This window comes from Pseudomonas sp. Irchel s3a12 (assembly GCF_900187485.1).
Taxonomy (GTDB): Bacteria; Pseudomonadota; Gammaproteobacteria; order Pseudomonadales; family Pseudomonadaceae; genus Aquipseudomonas; species Aquipseudomonas neuropathica.
Genome location: NZ_FYDN01000015.1, coordinates 124,988 through 142,008 on the forward strand (window position 1 = coordinate 124,988; position 17,021 = coordinate 142,008).

General features: G+C 59.8%; 11 protein-coding genes. 4 read left to right on the forward strand and 7 right to left on the reverse strand.

Translation table 11 applies throughout. The annotated features are described in order from the left end of the window. Nucleotides 1-9: 9 nt before the first annotated feature. Both CKW14_RS23790 and CKW14_RS23795 read right to left on the reverse strand, forming a co-directional pair. The gene (locus CKW14_RS23790) at nt 10-1,263 is read right to left on the reverse strand and encodes a serine hydroxymethyltransferase (RefSeq protein ID WP_007913117.1); all 1,254 of its coding nucleotides are present in this window, start codon (nt 1,261-1,263) and stop codon (nt 10-12) included. Between the two features lie 285 nt (nt 1,264-1,548). Further along, nucleotides 1,549-2,259 (reverse strand): TraX family protein, encoded by a 711-nt coding sequence (locus tag CKW14_RS23795; protein ID WP_095050271.1) that lies wholly within the window; start codon nt 2,257-2,259, stop codon nt 1,549-1,551. A gap of 126 nt (nt 2,260-2,385) precedes the next feature. Here CKW14_RS23795 and CKW14_RS23800 point away from each other — a divergent pair, with 126 nt between their 5' ends. The 3 genes from CKW14_RS23800 (at nt 2,386) to CKW14_RS23810 (ending at nt 5,388) form a co-directional block, all read left to right on the forward strand. Then, nucleotides 2,386-3,426, forward strand: coding sequence for a low specificity L-threonine aldolase (locus tag CKW14_RS23800; RefSeq protein WP_093429910.1), 1,041 nt, complete (start codon nt 2,386-2,388; stop codon nt 3,424-3,426). Nucleotides 3,427-3,735: 309 nt separating this feature from the next. Then, entirely contained in the window at nt 3,736-4,269 is a 534-nt protein-coding gene (locus CKW14_RS23805) for a transposase (RefSeq protein WP_095050270.1), read from the forward strand. 294 nt (nt 4,270-4,563) lie between these two features. Next, nucleotides 4,564-5,388, forward strand: a complete 825-nt coding sequence (locus CKW14_RS23810; protein WP_095050269.1) for an NAD(P)-dependent oxidoreductase — start codon at nt 4,564-4,566, stop codon at nt 5,386-5,388. Between the two features lie 181 nt (nt 5,389-5,569). Here the strand turns inward: CKW14_RS23810 and gbcB are convergent, their stop codons facing one another. Continuing rightward, the gene (gene gbcB / locus CKW14_RS23815) at nt 5,570-6,670 is read right to left on the reverse strand and encodes a glycine-betaine demethylase subunit GbcB (protein ID WP_007911227.1); all 1,101 of its coding nucleotides are present in this window, start codon (nt 6,668-6,670) and stop codon (nt 5,570-5,572) included. A gap of 297 nt (nt 6,671-6,967) precedes the next feature. On the opposite strand from gbcB, the gene gbcA reads away from it, so the two are divergent. Next, nucleotides 6,968-8,263, forward strand: coding sequence for a glycine-betaine demethylase subunit GbcA (gene gbcA / locus CKW14_RS23825; RefSeq protein ID WP_095050268.1), 1,296 nt, complete (start codon nt 6,968-6,970; stop codon nt 8,261-8,263). A gap of 123 nt (nt 8,264-8,386) precedes the next feature. Here the strand turns inward: gbcA and CKW14_RS23830 are convergent, their stop codons facing one another. The 4 genes from CKW14_RS23830 to CKW14_RS23845 form a co-directional block, all read right to left on the reverse strand. Further along, nucleotides 8,387-9,631 carry a metallophosphoesterase gene (locus CKW14_RS23830; RefSeq protein WP_095050267.1) on the reverse strand — a complete coding sequence of 415 codons (1,245 nt, stop codon included), beginning with the start codon at nt 9,629-9,631 and terminating at the stop codon, nt 8,387-8,389. A 25-nt stretch (nt 9,632-9,656) separates the two neighbouring features. Then, nucleotides 9,657-11,525 carry a hypothetical protein gene (locus CKW14_RS23835; RefSeq protein WP_095050266.1) on the reverse strand — a complete coding sequence of 623 codons (1,869 nt, stop codon included), beginning with the start codon at nt 11,523-11,525 and terminating at the stop codon, nt 9,657-9,659. Between the two features lie 139 nt (nt 11,526-11,664). Next, complete coding sequence (locus tag CKW14_RS23840) at nt 11,665-15,117, reverse strand: alpha/beta fold hydrolase (RefSeq protein WP_095050265.1); 3,453 nt, start codon at nt 15,115-15,117, stop codon at nt 11,665-11,667. Nucleotides 15,118-16,243: 1,126 nt separating this feature from the next. Then, nucleotides 16,244-17,014: an electron transfer flavoprotein subunit beta gene (locus tag CKW14_RS23845; protein ID WP_095050264.1), complete on the reverse strand. Its 771-nt coding sequence runs from the start codon at nt 17,012-17,014 to the stop codon at nt 16,244-16,246. Nucleotides 17,015-17,021 lie beyond the last annotated feature (7 nt).

A 17,021-nucleotide genomic window follows, 5' to 3' on the forward strand; every position in this document is an offset into this window, starting at 1 on the left:
CCAGAACACTCAGCGATAAACCGGGAAGTCTGCGCACAAGGCCGACACTTGCTGGGCAACATTGGCCTCGACATCGGCATCGCCGAGGTTGTCGAGGATGTCGCAGATCCAGCCGGCCAACACTTCGCACTGGGTCACCTTGAAGCCACGAGTTGTGACGGCCGGGGTGCCGATGCGCAGGCCCGAGGTCACGAATGGCGACTGCGGGTCGTTCGGCACGGCGTTCTTGTTGACGGTGATGTGCGCACGGCCAAGGGCGGCGTCGGCGTCTTTGCCGGTCAGGCCCTGACGGATCAGGCTGACCAGGAACAAGTGGTTGTCGGTGCCGCCGGACACTACATCGTAGCCACGTTTGATAAACACGCTGGCCATCGCCTGAGCGTTGTCGATCACTTGTTGCTGATACGCCTTGAAGCCGGGCTCCAGCGCTTCCTTGAAGCACACGGCTTTACCGGCGATGACGTGCATCAGCGGGCCGCCCTGGGCGCCGGGGAACACGGCAGCGTTGAGCTTCTTCTCGATCTCTTCGTTGGACTTGGCCAGGATCAGCCCGCCACGTGGGCCACGCAGGGTTTTGTGCGTGGTGGTGGTGACCACGTCGGCGTACGGCAGCGGGTTCGGGTACAGGCCAGCAGCGACCAGACCGGCGACGTGGGCCATGTCGACGAACAGCAGCGCGCCGACCTTGTCAGCGATTTGACGGAAGCGCGGGAAGTCCAGGGTCTTCGAGTAAGCGGAGAAACCGGCGACGATCATTTTCGGCTTGGATTCGACGGCGAGACGCTCGACTTCGTCGTAATCGATCAGCCCGGTGTCGGTGTTGATGCCGTACTGCACGGCGTTGTAGAGCTTGCCCGAAGACGACACTTTCGCGCCGTGGGTCAGGTGCCCGCCGTGGGCCAGGCTCATGCCGAGGATGGTGTCGCCTGGCTGGATCAGCGCCAGGTACACGGCGCTGTTGGCCGAAGAACCGGAGTGCGGCTGGACGTTGGCGTAATCGGCGCCGAACAGTTGCTTGGCGCGTTCGATGGCCAGTGCTTCAACTTTATCCACATGCTCGCAGCCACCGTAGTAGCGCTTGCCCGGGTAGCCTTCGGCGTATTTGTTGGTCAGGCCGCTGCCTTGCGCTTGCATCACGCGTTTGCTGGTGTAGTTCTCCGACGCGATCAGCTCGATGTGATCTTCCTGACGTTGCTCCTCGGCATTCATCGCCGCCAGCAGTGCATCGTCGTAACCCTGGATCTGGTCTTGCTTGCTGAACATCGCGTCTCTCCCAGCGGCATCTGTGCGCCATTCGTCTCGGTAAGGCACTGGCAATGAAGGCAGTGCCCTTTGATGCCGATGGTATGACCGGCGCAGACAGCTCAAATGCCTGCGCGCGCCACGCAAAGGTGCGTTTACGACATGGCCTGAAATGCCATTGCCAGACTCGATCTCGAAAACACTGGAGAACCTTGTGGGAGCTGGCTTGCCAGCGATGGCGGCGGCACATCCGGCATTGATGGTGGCTGACCCACCGCTATCGCTGGCAAGCCAGCTCCCACAGGGTTATGCGGCGACCTGGCGGATAAGTAGCAAGAGGAGAAAATGCGCGGGATAAAGGGTATAGGCCCAGCGCCGCATCGGTGTCGGCTGGAGATATCGCCCATGTCGCAACAGGAACATTCCTAGCATTGGCGCAAACAGGCATGTCGCAATACCGAGAATGGCGACGCTACTGCCGAACCTCGCCGAGTCGTACAGCACTTGCCATTGATTCGCTGCGAGGCATATCAAACCCGGCAGGAAGCTGAAGTACCACGGACGGCGAAACACCAACAGCATTGCCAGCGGTAGCAGAATCCCGAAGAAACCGAACATCAGCCGTTCCGGAAACATGGCGGCCAGCACCAGCACAGCAACACCGAGCAATCGCGACATGATCGAGGGATCCTGCCACCCCCGCGCCACCAGCAAGCCCAACGCCAGCGTCGGCATCACGTTCAACGTATCGGGCTCAGGAATGTACAGCCGATAGGGAATCTCACTGACTGCACTGAACAGCATCAACCAGCCCAGATAGCGCCATTCCATCCTCCGCGACCCGGCGCGCGCCAGATTCGCCGCCATCGCCAGGCAAAACCACGGAAACGCCAGCCGCCCAGGCACATACAGCCAATCGGCGGAGAACCCGGCATATCGCAGGTGATCGAGCAACATGCACAGCAGCGCCAGCCACTTGAGCAGATCCAGTGCGCCGTCGCGTTTGCTCAAGTGCATAATCGTCCTACAAACTGGTAATTTCCTGAACGTGACATCCCGTGTGCTCCCCGGAAGATCTTCGGTAAAGTGCGCACCCTCATTGACCACGAGCCTTCACAAGAGTCTCGACCACGGAAGCCGGCCATGACCGACAAGAGCCAACAATTCGCCAGCGACAACTACTCCGGTATCTGCCCTGAAGCCTGGGCTGCAATGGAACAGGCCAACCACGGCCACCAGCGCGCGTATGGCGACGATGAATGGACCGCACGCGCGGCCGACCATTTCCGCCAATTGTTTGAAACCGACTGCGAAGTGTTCTTCGCCTTCAACGGCACCGCCGCCAACTCGCTGGCCCTGTCGTCGCTGTGCCAGAGTTACCACAGCGTGATCTGCTCGGAAACCGCCCACGTCGAAACTGACGAATGCGGCGCCCCGGAATTTTTCTCCAACGGCTCGAAACTGCTGATCGCCGGCACCGAAAACGGCAAGATCACCCCGCAATCGATCCGCGAAGTCGCGCTCAAGCGCCAGGACATTCACTACCCGAAACCGCGTGTGGTGACCCTGACCCAAGCCACTGAAGTCGGTAGTGTCTACACCCCGGAAGAAGTCCGCGCCATCAGCGCCACTTGCAAAGAACTGGGTCTGCACCTGCACATGGACGGCGCGCGTTTCTCCAACGCCTGCGCCTTCCTCGGCTGCTCGCCGGCGGATCTGACCTGGAAGGCCGGTGTCGATGTGCTGTGCTTCGGCGGCACCAAGAACGGCATGGCCGTGGGTGAAGCGATCCTGTTCTTCAACCACAAATTGGCCGAAGATTTCGATTACCGCTGCAAACAGGCCGGACAACTGGCGTCGAAAATGCGTTTCCTCTCGGCACCCTGGGTCGGCATTCTCGAAAACGGTGCCTGGCTGAAATACGCCCGCCACGCCAACCACTGCGCGCAACTGCTGGCCGAGCTGGTCAGCGACATTCCAGGCGTCGAACTGATGTTCCCGGTCCAGGCCAACGGCGTGTTCCTGCAACTGTCGGAACCGGCCATCGCCGCGCTGACCGCGAAGAACTGGCGCTTCTACACCTTCATCGGCAAGGGCGGCGCGCGCTTCATGTGCTCCTGGGACACCGAAGAAGAACGCGTCCGCGAACTGGCCCGCGACATCCGCGAAGTCATGTCCGCCTGATCCCCCTGCACTGATCGTTCCCACGCTCCGCGTGGGAATGCCTCCCGGGACGCTCCGCGTTCCCGCCTCACCACTGTCGACATGCTTAACACCGCTATGACGCAGAGCGTCGACGGCTGCATTCCCACGCAGAGCGTGGAAACGATCTTCGATCGGGAATGATTTTTCCCACCGCAACACCAGACTTCTCTTCTAGCGAGAACATGCCACCCGCCTCATCCTGATCGTTCCCACGCTCCGCGTGGTAACGCACCCCGGGACGCTCCGCGTTCCATCTCCAATGCACCGCAAGATTCAAGGAAGAATCCCATGGGCCGCAGCCGCTACACCCTTACCGAAACCGACAAGCCACATTTTCTGACCTGCACGGTCATGGAGTGGTTGCCGCTGTTCATCCGTCCCTACATCGTCGACCACCTGCTCAACTGCTGGCGTTATCAACAGACCCACCATGACTTGAAGCTGTACGGCTACGTGATTCTGGAAAACCATCTTCACTTCGTCGCTCAGGCGCCCGACCTGAGTAAATGCCTCAGCCAGTTCAAATCTTTCACCGAGCGACAAATCATCGATGATCTGCAAAGCAAAGGTGCAGACAAAGCCCTGCAACGTCTGCGCTTTAGCAAACGTGCGCACAAGCAAGACCGGGTTTACCAGTTGTGGCAGGAAGGCTCCCACGCTGAGATGGTTTATAGCGAATCGGTCATGCGCCAGAAGCTTGAATACATCCACAACAACCCGGTGAAACGCGGGTATGTGGATTTGCCAGAGCATTGGCGTTATTCGAGTGCCAGAAACTACACGGGAATGCCGGGGCTGATTGAGGTTCAGTGCTGGTATTGAAATGGGACGCGGAGCGTCCCGGGCTGCATTCCCACGCAGAGCGTAGGAACGATCAGATCCGACTCCACCCCACTGATCGTTCCCACGCTCCGCGTGGGAATGCCTCTCCGAACGCTCCGCGTTCCAGCCTCACCACTGTCGACATGCTTAACACCGCTATGACCCGGAGCGTCGACGGCTGCATTCCTACGCGGAGCGTGGGAACGATCAAACGCCTTCCTTCTGCCCTGAAAGACTTGGTCTACATTGTCTGTCGAGCCCTCCGCTCACATAACAATAAGCAGGAGCATCGGCATGTCGTTACAAGGCAAAACCCTGTTCATCACCGGCGCCAGCCGTGGCATTGGCCGTGAGATTGCGCTACGGGCCGCCCGGGACGGGGCCAATATCGTGATTGCGGCGAAGAGCGCCGAACCCCACGCAAAGTTACCCGGGACCATTCACAGCGTCGCAGCGGAAGTCGAAGCAGCGGGCGGCAAGGCTTTGGCCCTGCAAGTCGATGTGCGTGATGAAGACGCCGTACGCCAGGCACTGGCTCAGGCCAACGAACATTTCGGCGGCATCGATGCATTGGTGAACAACGCCGGGGCGATCAAACTCACCGGTGTGCAACACATCGAGCTCAAACGCTTCGACCTGATGCACCAGATCAACACCCGCGCGGTGTTGCTGTGCAGCCAGGCCGCCCTGCCTTATCTGAAAAAGTCCGCCGGGCACATTCTCAACCTGTCGCCGCCGCTAAATCTGGCGAGCAAATGGTTTGCACAGTTCAGCCCTTACACCGTGACCAAATACGGCATGAGCATGCTGACGATCGGGATGAGCGAGGAATTTGCCAGTTACGGGATCAGTGTCAATTCGTTGTGGCCGCAGACGATGATTGCGACGGCGGCGATTGAATTTCAGTTGGGTAATCGGGAGTCGTTCAAGCAGGCGCGAACGCCAGCGATCATGGCGGATGCGGCGCATGTGATTCTGGATAGCAGCGGGCGGCAGATTACCGGGCGGTTGTTGATTGATGAGGAGATTTTGCGGGAGAGCGGTGTGACGGAGTTCGGTCAATATCGCTTTGATCGAGAAAGCGACGCGGCACTCATGCCGGATTTGTTTATCGACTGAAAAGCCCCTCACCCTAGCCCTCTCCCGGAGGGAGAGGGGACTGACCGTGGTGTTTATCAGAGCTACGCCGACGTGAAATTCCCCGCCGAACTCACATTTTGAAAAGCCTAAAAATCGGCCCCCTCTCCCTCTGGGAGAGGGCTGGGGTGAGGGACAAGCCGTACGCAAAAATTCGCCCCACTCAAAAATCGATTCGCACATCCCCTTTAGGCACACTGCAGCAAGACAAGATAAAACCTTCCGCCTCATCGTCCTCGGTAATCCCGCCGTTGTGCTCCATCTCCACCTCGCCGCCCAGCTTGAGCACCTTGCACGTCCCGCAAATGCCCATCCCGCACGCCTTCGGAATCATCAACCCCAGCTTGGCCGCCGCCGCATGCACCGTCTCGCCCGGTGCAACACGAATGCTCTTGCCCGACGAAGTGAATTCGACCTGATGCAGATCCGCTGCATCGATTTCTGGCGCATCGGCTGCCTGTTCGGCTTGCTCGACCGCATCGGCACGAGCTTCCGGTGGCGTAGCACCGAAGGATTCCTCGTGATAACGCGACATGTCGTAACCGGCCACTTCCAGCAGGCGCTTGACCGCGTTCATGTACGGCGTCGGGCCGCAGCAGAACACTTCGCGCTCAAGGAAGTCCGGCACCATCAACTCAAGCATCTTGTGATTGAGGTAGCCGCGATACCCGGCCCACGGCTCGCCCAAGCCGTGCTTCTCGCAAATCAGGTGCAGGCTGAAGTTGTCAATCCGCGACGCCATGTGTTCCAGCTCGCGGTGGTAAATGATGTCTTTCGGCGAGCGCGCGCTGTGGATAAAGGTCATGTCGACGTTGGCGTTAGTGTCGTAGAACCAACGCGCCATCGACATGCACGGCGTGATCCCGACGCCGCCGCTGAGGTACAGCACTTTCGGGCTCGGAAAGTCGATGGCATTGAACAGCCCGACCGGCCCGTGCACCGCCAGCTCCTGGCCTTCATGCAGCGTATCGTGCAGCCAGTTGGAAACCTTACCGCCCGGCACCCGTTTGATCGTCACCGAAAAGCTGTACGGCACCGACGGCGAACTGGAGATCGTGTACGAGCGCATGATCGGCTGGCCTTCGATTTCCAGCTCCAGGGTCACGAACTGCCCGGGCTTGAAGAAGAACAGGATCGGCTGATCGGCCATAAAGCAGAAGGTGCGCACGTCCCAGGTTTCCTGGATGACTTTGACGCAACGGACGATGTGTCGGCCATTGGCCCAGGTCTGGGTGGTGACCGGATTCAGGAAGCTGTTGGACATGCTGTTCTCCACGGCCGACTGTCGGCCTCATGTCGGCGATTCTGCGTATAGCGCGAACCGCCCGTTTACCTATCCGCGACATCGGCATACTTATCGCGACCAGCCCCCAACCACCGGGGGTTGCGCGTCGGGAACAGATTGCACCATGTCGCCCATGGATAAGGTTCGCGGCAGCGCCGGCCCCACACTCGCCCCAACACCAATACAGATTCTTTACACCTTGCGTAGCAACCGTTAGCAGCACACCTGATCAGCCACTTTTCGCCGGCCACGCAGATGGCCATGAGGATCACATCGATGGACGTCACCGCAAAAATCAGCCTGGGCGATCCGCTGGAACCCGCACGCAAGGCCACCGCACAAATGCTCCAGGAGCGCGAGCGCACGTTTTCGCTGCCGCAACCGTTCTATAGCGACGAGCGGCTGTTCGATATCGACATGCAGGAGATCTTCCAGAAAGAGTGGTTGATCGCCGGCATGACCTGCGAGATCCCGGCCAAGGGCAACTACCTGACCCTGCAGATCGGCAAAAACCCGATCATCGTTATCCGTGGCGCCGAAGGCGTGGTGCACGCGTTCCATAACGTCTGCCGCCACCGTGGTTCGCGACTGTGCACCAGCGAAAAAGGCAAGGTTGCCAAACTGGTCTGCCACTACCACCAGTGGACGTACGAGCTGGACGGTCGCCTGCTGTTCGCCGGCACCGAGATGGGCGCCGACTTCGACATGAAGCAATATGGCCTCAAACCGGTGAACGTGAAGACTGCTGGCGGCTATATCTTCATCAGCCTAGCGGAGAATCCACCGGCCATTGATGACTTCCTGGCGACGCTGAACCACTACATGGAACCGTACGACATGGAGAACACCAAGGTGGCGATCACCACCACCTTGATGGAAAAGGCCAACTGGAAACTGGTGCTGGAAAACAACCGCGAGTGCTACCACTGCAACGCGTCTCACCCGGAACTGCTGAAAACCCTGCTGGAGTGGGACGACGTCACCGACCCGCGCGCCGATCAAGCGTTCAAGGATCACGTTGCTGCGTCCGCTGCTGCCTGGGAAGCTGAGAAAATCCCTTACGCCCACGCCAGCTTTGGCCTGCGCAACCGCATCGTGCGCATGCCGCTGCTCAAGGGCACCGTGTCGATGACCCTCGACGGCAAACAGGGCTGCGCGAAACTGATGGGCCGGATCAAGAACCCGGATCTGGGTTCGATGCGCATCCTGCACCTGCCGCACTCGTGGAACCACTGCATGGGCGACCACATCATCGTCTTCACCGTGTGGCCGATCAGCGCGCAGGAAACCATGGTCACCACCAAATGGCTGGTGCACAAGGATGCGGTTGAGGGTGTCGATTACGACGTGGAGCGTATGCGTCAGGTGTGGGACGCGACCAACGATCAGGATCGTCGCCTGGCCGAAGAGAACCAGCGCGGGATCAACTCCACCGCCTACCAGCCCGGGCCTTACTCCAAGACCTATGAGTTTGGCGTGGTTAACTTCGTCGACTGGTACAGCGAGCGCCTGTTGAGCAACCTCGGCGCCGAGCCTGCGCCGTACCTAAAAGGTGTCCCGGTCCAGGGCTGATGTCTTCTGCTTGATCGTTCCCACGCTCTGCGTGGGAGTGCAGCCCGGGACGCTCTGCGTCCCAAAAGGCCGAACGCGGAGCGTCCGTTGAGGCGTTCCCACGCAGAGCGTGGGAACGATCAGTCAGTGTGATGACCACCTCACCGATCCATCCTCACCAATAAACTCCTCAAATATCTCCTCCCCCACCAACCTGATTTTCGCGTACCCGTTCAACACCCGCAGCGGATATGCCGGGTCCTTGGCATCCTGCGTCTCCGACCACAACACCCGCGAATGCCCGTCCAGCTCGCTGGCATTGCCATAGGGAATCGCCCCGTGCCCGGCACAACGCGCATGCAAACCACCCTGCTGCGCATACACGATGCCGTTGTGCAGATGCCCCCAATACCAATAATCCGGCTCGCGCCCCAGCGCATCGCACACCGGTTGATACAGCGCGGTCTTGTTGTGCCCGGAAATATCGAAGCCCTGATGATGGCTGAGCACCATGAGCTTTTTGCGTTTTGGCAGGCCTTTCATCCACGCGATCTGCGGCTCGTTCAAAGTGCCGTCCATGTACAAATTCATCGCATCAGACGCGTACGCAGAATCCAGCCCTACCACCAGCCAGTCATCGTTGATCAAGGCGAAGTAACTGGTGCCCTGCTGCCCCGGAAAACGCTTGGCCAGTTCCTTGAAGTAGCCGTGGGCGCCGCTGTACATCTCGTGGTTGGAATTGAGGGTAAACGAGCCATGCGTACCCATCGGCCAACCGGCCATGTCGACGTCTTCCTGGGAATGACTGCCGGCGTAATACACATCGCCCAAATGAATGGTGAAATCGGCCTGGGCCAGTTGCATCTGATTGGCCACCGACACCGCCGGCGCATGACTGTCGAACGGCCCGGTGCCCCAGTCGCCGGCAATCGCCAGGGTCACGTCGCGATCCATTTGCACCACCGCCGGGTCAGTACCGAAGGTCGCGTGATGGCGCAGGTTTTCGATCCACTTCAGCAGCGCCTCGCTCCACAGCAGATCCAGCAGTTCCCACTTGCGACAGCCGAGCAGGCTGCCGTCCTTGAGCACCCGGGTCGCCAGTTGATCGGTGGACTGCGGCAACGGTGCGGCGTTGCCGATGCGCAGGATCGACAGACCGTGGGACAGCTCCCAGGGTACGCTCGGTTCGTCGTCCGGCAACTCGCCGTTCTTCAGCACGTACTGCGCCTGATCATGCCCGCGTTGCAGCAGCTTGATGATCGCCTGAAACTCCTGCGGCTCGAGCTCGCTGATGAGTTTCATCCAGGCCATTTCCATGCGCGTGAACAAGCCGTGAATGCGCACTTTGACCTTGTCGTATTCGTGTTCCCAATGACTGACCAGTGACATGGTGTAATCCTCTCTCCGTAAGGGTTCACAGGGTTTTCATGAATTCGATCAATGCACGCTTGTCGTCGTCCGACAGGGTTGTGCCGTACAGGTGACCGCTGTTGTGGTTGCCCTCCAGCCGCGTGTCGTATTTGAAGTCCGCCGAGGCTTTGGCCTGGGCGCCGCTGGTGACGAAACCGACGTTGACCGGGTCGTAAATATCCGAGCCGGTGATGAACACCTGCGGACGTTTTTCCGGCGGTTGCAGTAAGTCCCATAGGGTCGGCACCGAGCCGTTGTGCAGGTACGGCGCGCGCAACCAGACGCCGTCGGTGGGCGTGTTGCTGTAGCTCTGGGTCTTGCGGTAGGCGCCGAAATCGAACGGCGGTTTTTTGAAGGTGTGGAACGCGGCCACCAGACCGGTGGTGAACGAGTCGAGCCGGTGCGGATCAGTGCCGAGCTGATCGATATTGGTCGTGACCTGCCCGGTATCGGCGCGCCCGAAGTCATGACAAGCCGCGCAGTTGGCCTCCCAGATCGGTTTGCCCTGGGCGACCTTGGCCTGATCCAGCGCCCACGGCCACGCAGGCGCCTTGTGCCCGAGCAGCCAGTTGGTCACGCGGTTGAAGCTCGGCGGCAACACCGATTCTGGCGTTGCGCCCACGGCCATCGCGGCGGCGTAGTTGCGTTCGTGGATCTTGTTGTTATTGCCGTCCCAGTGCAGGTACATCGATTCGCGGGGTTTCTGGTTCCACACTTGCGGCAGGTCGACGGTGCCGATGGTCGAGTCATCCGGGAAGCCGAACACCACCATTTTCGTCGGATTGAAGGTGTCGGTGCGGCCCGGGCCTTGTTGCGGACGCAGCTTTTGCCAGGCGTAAGCCTGCTTCTGCTTGAGCAGTGCGCTTTTGGCCATCGGCATGATCAGGTAGCGGTTGTAGAGCTTCTCAAAGAAGCCCAACTGAAACTTGCTGTTGATCGCCGCCATCACCGCGTCGGTGGTGAATTTCGGATCGCTGGCGCAATCGTAAGCGAACCACTGGAAGGCTTGCAGTTGCAGGGTGTTGGCCGGCGCGCTCGGCACATTGACGGCGACGTCGCTGGCATTGGCGCGGTAGGAGCCGGTATGGCACAGCGCGCAGTTCGGCTCTACCGTCGGGTAGCCGATCTGCCGCTTGGCCATGCCGATCGGCAGATCCTTGCCGTTTTCAAAGAGGAAACCGAAAACCTCCCAGCCACCGGGTTTGGGCATTTTCTCCGGGCACATCTGCGGCAGCACGGCGAACAGGTAATACGGGATGCGCGCTTCGATGCCGAGGCCGATGGCAGCGTACTTGTAGTGGTCTTCGTCGGAGGCATATTGCTGTTCAGGCACGACGCGGAGCATCTGATACCAGGTCTCGTAACCGATGAAACCGAGTACCGCGACGACAATCAGCGTGCCTACCTTGAAGGCGTGACTCTGCCATTGCCGCTGCCATGCCGCGCGCCACTCGCGCCAGCCATCGCAAAGCAATGCCCAAGGGCGGTTCTCCGGTGCGGTGCCGAGGTAGAGCAGAATGCCGAGGATCAGAAAGAAGCTCAGATCGCCCATCAACATCGGCACGAATACCGAGCCTTGAGAGCTGGTGTTGATCAGGTAAATCCAGAAAATCACCGCGATCAATCGCGTCAGCACACACAACCAGGAATGCACCACGTAACGCGGCGCGTTGAAACCCGACGGCATGTAAAACACGCTGATGCCAACCAGCAGCATCCCAGCGTTCTCCAGCCATGGGTCAGAGAGTTGCGGCGGCAGCCCGACCACCGATGTCAGCAACCCCGGCGCGAACAGCGCAGGGAGGGCGAACACCATGTTCATCGCAATGCCTATCCAGATGAAGCGTTGAAACCAGCGGATGTAGCTGTCCATATCAGTTCCCCTGATCGTTCCCACGCTCTGCGTGGGAATGCATCCCGTGACGCTCTGCGTCACACAAGCGGACGCAGAGCGTCCATGGCGGCATTCCCACGCGGACGGTTCGACGCCTCGACGTGGGAACGATCAGTGACTACCCGAGGGCGGTTTTCTCCAGGTGTGCAAGGATGATCGGGTAGACATCGACCACCGCGTTCTTGCCGAACATGCAGTCAATGTGGCCGTAGCCCGGCACCACTTGCCGGCTATAGCGCTCCGGCCCATGCATTTCGCACAAGCGCTGGTAGGTCTTGAGGGTGCTTTCCGGCAGGTAGCACTGGTTGTCGGCACCGCTGATAAAACAGATCGGCATGGTCAGTCGATCAAAGTGCGGCATGTACACATCGTTGCCTTTGAAATCCACCAGGTGCCCTTTGCGCACGATCAGCGCCAGGTGCTCGAAGGTTTCGATGTTCGACTCACCGAACAACTCGTGCAGGTTGTCGTGCAGGGTTTCGTTGAGGGTGTCGTGGCGATACAGCGACGCGTACATGAAGGTGATCCGGTGGCACACCGGATTGGTGCAATAGCCCTGCGCCTCGATCCGCGCGTAGCCGTTGAGGGCCTTGTCGTAGAGTCTGTTGAACCAGTTTTCCTTGCTGTCGGCGTAAGCGGTCATCGACTTGATGCCGATCGCATCGAGCATCCCCGGCAGGTGCAATCCGGCCTTCAGCCCTGTGGCAGTAGCAACTACGGTGTCAGCGGCAATCTGCGAGCAGACCACCGAACGCACACCCTGCAAACCGGCGAGCAACGACATGAAGAAGGTCGTTGCGCCGTAGCAATGCACCACGCACTGCACGTCCTTGGCCTGGGTCTGCTGCTGAATCTGCGCGATGGCAGCCTTGAAATCGTATTGGGCGATCTGGTCGCCGTTCCACTCTTTCTTGCTCGCCGGCAACAGGATACTCACGCGAAAATCCAGCAACCACACGTCGTAGTCGTGCTTGCACAGATATTCCAGCAGATTGGTCTGGATGGTGTCGGTGGAAAAGATATTCGAACCCACGCCCAAGCCATGCACCAGCATCACCGGGCCTTTGCTCCCGGCCTGATACCGGGTCAGGCGCAATTCAACGCCGTCTTCGGTGGGGAAGAAATGCACCGCCGGCGTCGGCGCATCCAAGGGCCGTTTCAACCGTGGCGGCGCGTCGGGATTGAAGTAGATATCGCCGGCAAACACCCCGCCGTAACTTTCCCAGAGGATCCCGGCGAAGAACTTGCCGAACCGCGCCAGGCCTTCAATGCGCTCGCGCTCGTTGCGCGCATTGAGGACTTTCATGGTGGTCATCTGTTTGGCGAAATCGGTCGGATGAATATGCATCACCCCGGAACCGATCACCTCACCGGTCTTGTCCGGCCCGCGATACAGCGTCACGTACAGCGTGCTGGTGTCATGCCAGATATTCAGCACGCCGTTGTCTTCCGGCACGGTTTTGAAGGCGCTGAAGAAATAGTCGTTACCGTCCTCGGCGGTCAGTTTCATGTCGTACTGCATGTGGCGCGTATCGACCTGTTGCTCGAATTGTTCGAACAGGTTGAACACGCCGTTGCTCGCGGTCAGCGGCTGCGGTGACAGCGCTGGGGCGATGACAGTGCCAACGATGGTCGCCGCGTGCTCGGGTTCCTTGATCATGCGGTTGAGGTCGTTGGCGGTGATGGTCAGGGTGAAGTCGATCGGCGAATTGTCCGCCTCGCCGCGTTTGGCCGCTGCTTCGTAGACTTTCAGGTCGGTGCTTTGCGCCTCAGTGAAAGCCCGGGAGAAATAGCCCTTCATGGTTTCGGTGAACTGCACGCCGAGGGTTGGCGGTGCCACTGGTTTACGCGGTGCGGATGGCAGCGTGTAGTCGATCTGCCAGCCACGGTCGGCGGCAAGCAGGCCCATGTTGCGCTCACTCACAGCAGAGATGGTCAGCAGCGGATTGACCGCCAGCGAGGTCGGAATCACCGCACCGTCCGTCACGTACAGGTTGGCGTAAACATCGCTGCCACTGGCACCGCTGAACACCTGCCCCTTGTGATTGACCACGCCTTGCGCCGCGTCTTCACCCATCACGCAACCGCCCAACGGGTGGACTGAAACGATGCTGTGCTTGAGCAATTTGGTCCAGATCGGGTTCTCCACCCACACGCCGCCGAGCGCCTTGGTGCTCTGGTGCAAACGCTCGTTGCCGAGCTTGAAGTTCTCCTGCTCGCCAACGCCCGGCCAGTCGATACGCAGTTGATCCTTGTTGTCGAGGACCATCCGTCCCTGGCCGCTGTCGTGGCTCATGATCAGGTAAGTCTGCATGTTGTGCAGTGCGCCGTAATACGGGCCGCGCAGAAAGCTTTCCGCTTCACGCGCCTTGTATTTGACCTTGCCGCTGAAGCTGTCATCCGTGGCGACGCCTATCATCTCGGCAAACCCGGCCATGGCCGGCACCATCGGCCGGCCGAGCGCGCCGGGGATCGAGCCCTCCTCGATGACCATGCGGCTGCGCCAGTCGCCTTCCGTGCGCATGTCGATCACCGAGGTGATGCACGGGCCGACCGGGTGCAGTTCCTTGGCCGGGTGCGCACCGAAACCGATGCCGTTGATGGTCTGCTCGCAGTTGTGGCCGAAGCCGAGGATGTCGCCGTTGCCGCTCATGTTCTCGCCGAGCTGGGCGGACATCACCACGCCTTTGTCGCGCGTGCGCAGAAGAATTTCCGTGGAGCCGAGGGTGCCGGCGGAGACCACGACGATGTCGGCCTTCACGAACAGCGTCGGCGCGTTGAACATCTCCCGCCCGCTGTCGAGGTACTGGAAGTGCACGATCCAGCCTTCACCATCACGCTCCAGGTGCCGCACTTCGGCCTGGCAGAAAATCTCCGCGCCGTAGTTCCAGGCGTCCGGCAGATAGTTCATCAGCGTGGTGTTCTTGGCCTTGTTGTTACAGCCCGACACGCAGTCGCCGCACTGGTTGCACGGCAGTTGCTCGACGCCGACATGGTTGAGGTTGTTTGGCAGCTTGTCGAAGGTCACGTTGATCGGCGGCTTGTAGAAATGCGCGCCCTGCTTGAGGTATTCCGCGGATTTCTTGTTGGCGTCGAGTTTGGGCAGGTTGGGTGCAGTGCTCGGGTAGGGATTGGGTTTGAGCATTTCCCGGGCGCGGGCATAACCGTCCTTGAGCAACGTATCGCGGTGCTCACGCACCGCTTGCGGCCAGCGCGGATCGTCGAATACGCCCGGCTCCGGTTCGAGGGCCACGTTGGCATTGATCAGCGACGTGCCGCCGAGGCCGCAACCGACCACGACGTTCTGCTGGGCATTCACATGCAAGTCGAACAGCCCGGTGCGCGAGCCGATATGGCCGTCCGGGTCATGCACCTGCAGTTCCTCGGTGGCGGCGATCATGGTGTTGGGGTATTCGCCGGGCTGGATTTCCCGACCGCGTTCGAGCAGGCACACACGTTTGCCGGCACGGGACAGGCGCGAGGCAGCAATGCCGCCGCCGTAGCCTGAACCAATGACAATCACATCGTAGTGTTCCTTGATCTCGCTGATGGGCGTTGCGATCCGTGTCATGAGGTGGTTCCTCTAATCAGGCAGATGGGGCAACTCTGCGGTTGCCTGCAATCAATGGGCGGACGGGCACCTGGCCACCGGATCAAGTCCGGCGACAGCACAGCGGTCTGGCGGGTGGGGCGCGCTACAGGCGAGCGTGCTGATTGGCGGCGCGCCGTAGCGTGCGCTTGCGTGGCGAGGGCGGGGGGCGGTGCGGCTGACTATCCATCATGCGTTCTCCCAGAACCTGATGTGGATAAGTGACGGCTGTCCTTGTGCCATTGCAGTGAAGACAGCGCAGGAATCGAAGTCAAGGCAACGTCTTAGAACTGTATGAAATGTGATCAATTGCCATTTGGACTATGCCGGACGGGGCTTGCGGGGTTTGACGAACAAGTTATCCACATAGCCACCCACAGCAAATGGGGGTAACTGTGGATGATTAAAAAAATAACTTGCTGATTTGTAGAGAAAAATCGTGACTTATCCAGAATGACGGTTTGCCAGACGTATTGGTTGTTTTTTGATCACATTCTTGCAAGCCACGTTCTGTAAGGCCTGTAGGGGATGGCAAACACGTTATCCACAGAAGCGCCAACAGAGATCGGGGGTAACTTTGTCTTGTCTGTGGAAAAGCGTTGAAGGCTGTGTGAAATCGAGGTTTGTGCGGGAGTTTTTCGTTGAAACAGATGATTTGATTGTTTTTTGATCGATCCTTCGCAGGCCACGTTTAGTAAGGGTCTCAGCGGATAGCGAACATCTTATCCACAGAAACGCCAACAGAGATTGGGGGCAACTTGCTGAGTTATCCTGCCGAAAAAGCCCTGAAAATCCGTGACTTAGGCTGGTTGTTTTTTGATCAAAGGGCTGTAGGGCTTGATTGGCGCGGGGTGCAGGGATGGGCGAACACGTTATCCACAGATCCGCCAACAGGGATTGTGGGTAAACAGCCCCCCTCACCCCAGCCCTCTCCCTCCGGGAGAGGGAGCCGACCCAGGTGTATTGGAAATATGCAGCGACTTGCGACTTATGCGGTTTCCTTAGCTTGGCCAGACCTGAGTTCACGCCGATCTCTCAGGTCGATGTAACGCTTGAGTACGCCACCCTAGCCCTCTCCCTCCGGGAGAGGGCTAGGGTGAGGGGCTTTTCAGCGAACCACACCTTCTTCAATCAGCAACTTGAGAATCGCTTCAGCGCCAGCCTGTGCAGTAACACCCTTGAGCACCTGCCCCCCGCCGCCACTGGCCTTGGCCGTCGCGGCCTTCATCCGGTCCGCCCCACTCTTGGCCTTGATCACCTTCAAGCGTTTCGGCCGTGGCTTGGCCGGTTGCAAAGTAGCAACCGCGAGCAACTCATCGTCCACCACTTCGACGTCGTCAGCCTGCAAGACCCCGCGTCGCGCCGGCCCGTAGGCACTCTGCCGAGGTTTCGGCGCGGCGTTATCCACAGTCGCCAGAAACGGCAGCTTCACTTTCAACCGGCGCCGTTGCCCGCGCGGCAACGCTTGCAGCACCAGTGCTGAACCGTCATTGATCGACTCGACCTGCGCCAGTCCCACCACCAGCGGCCAGCCCAGACCTTCCGCCAGCAAGAACGGCAACATCCCCGAACCTTCACCGGTCTCTGCCTGGCTGCCGGTCAGCACCACCTGCGCACCGGCATCACGCAGATACGCGGTCAGCGCCGGCAGCGCATCGGCACCAGCCGGTTGCTCCAGCACATGCATCTGCTCAAGACCCATGCCCAGATAGGCGCGCAACGCCGGCTCCGCAACGTCGCCGGAATGCAGCACTTGCAAGTTATCCCCAGCCAGTTGCAAACCCAGTTCCACGGCGCGCGCGTCCTGATCAGCGCGGCGTGGCCGCCCGGAAGTAGGGTGAGCGCCGATTGAAACCAGACTGATTACTTTCGTGTTCATAGCGTTT

Coding starts and splice junctions, on each gene's coding strand:
- CKW14_RS23790 (WP_007913117.1), bottom strand. CDS start 1,263: ATGTTCAGCAAGCAAGACCAGATCCAGGGTTACGACGATGCACTGCTG.
- CKW14_RS23795 (WP_095050271.1), bottom strand. CDS start 2,259: ATGCACTTGAGCAAACGCGACGGCGCACTGGATCTGCTCAAGTGGCTG.
- CKW14_RS23800 (WP_093429910.1), top strand. CDS start 2,386: ATGACCGACAAGAGCCAACAATTCGCCAGCGACAACTACTCCGGTATC.
- CKW14_RS23805 (WP_095050270.1), top strand. CDS start 3,736: ATGGGCCGCAGCCGCTACACCCTTACCGAAACCGACAAGCCACATTTT.
- CKW14_RS23810 (WP_095050269.1), top strand. CDS start 4,564: ATGTCGTTACAAGGCAAAACCCTGTTCATCACCGGCGCCAGCCGTGGC.
- gbcB (WP_007911227.1), bottom strand. CDS start 6,670: ATGTCCAACAGCTTCCTGAATCCGGTCACCACCCAGACCTGGGCCAAT.
- gbcA (WP_095050268.1), top strand. CDS start 6,968: ATGGACGTCACCGCAAAAATCAGCCTGGGCGATCCGCTGGAACCCGCA.
- CKW14_RS23830 (WP_095050267.1), bottom strand. CDS start 9,631: ATGTCACTGGTCAGTCATTGGGAACACGAATACGACAAGGTCAAAGTG.
- CKW14_RS23835 (WP_095050266.1), bottom strand. CDS start 11,525: ATGGACAGCTACATCCGCTGGTTTCAACGCTTCATCTGGATAGGCATT.
- CKW14_RS23840 (WP_095050265.1), bottom strand. CDS start 15,117: ATGACACGGATCGCAACGCCCATCAGCGAGATCAAGGAACACTACGAT.
- CKW14_RS23845 (WP_095050264.1), bottom strand. CDS start 17,014: ATGAACACGAAAGTAATCAGTCTGGTTTCAATCGGCGCTCACCCTACT.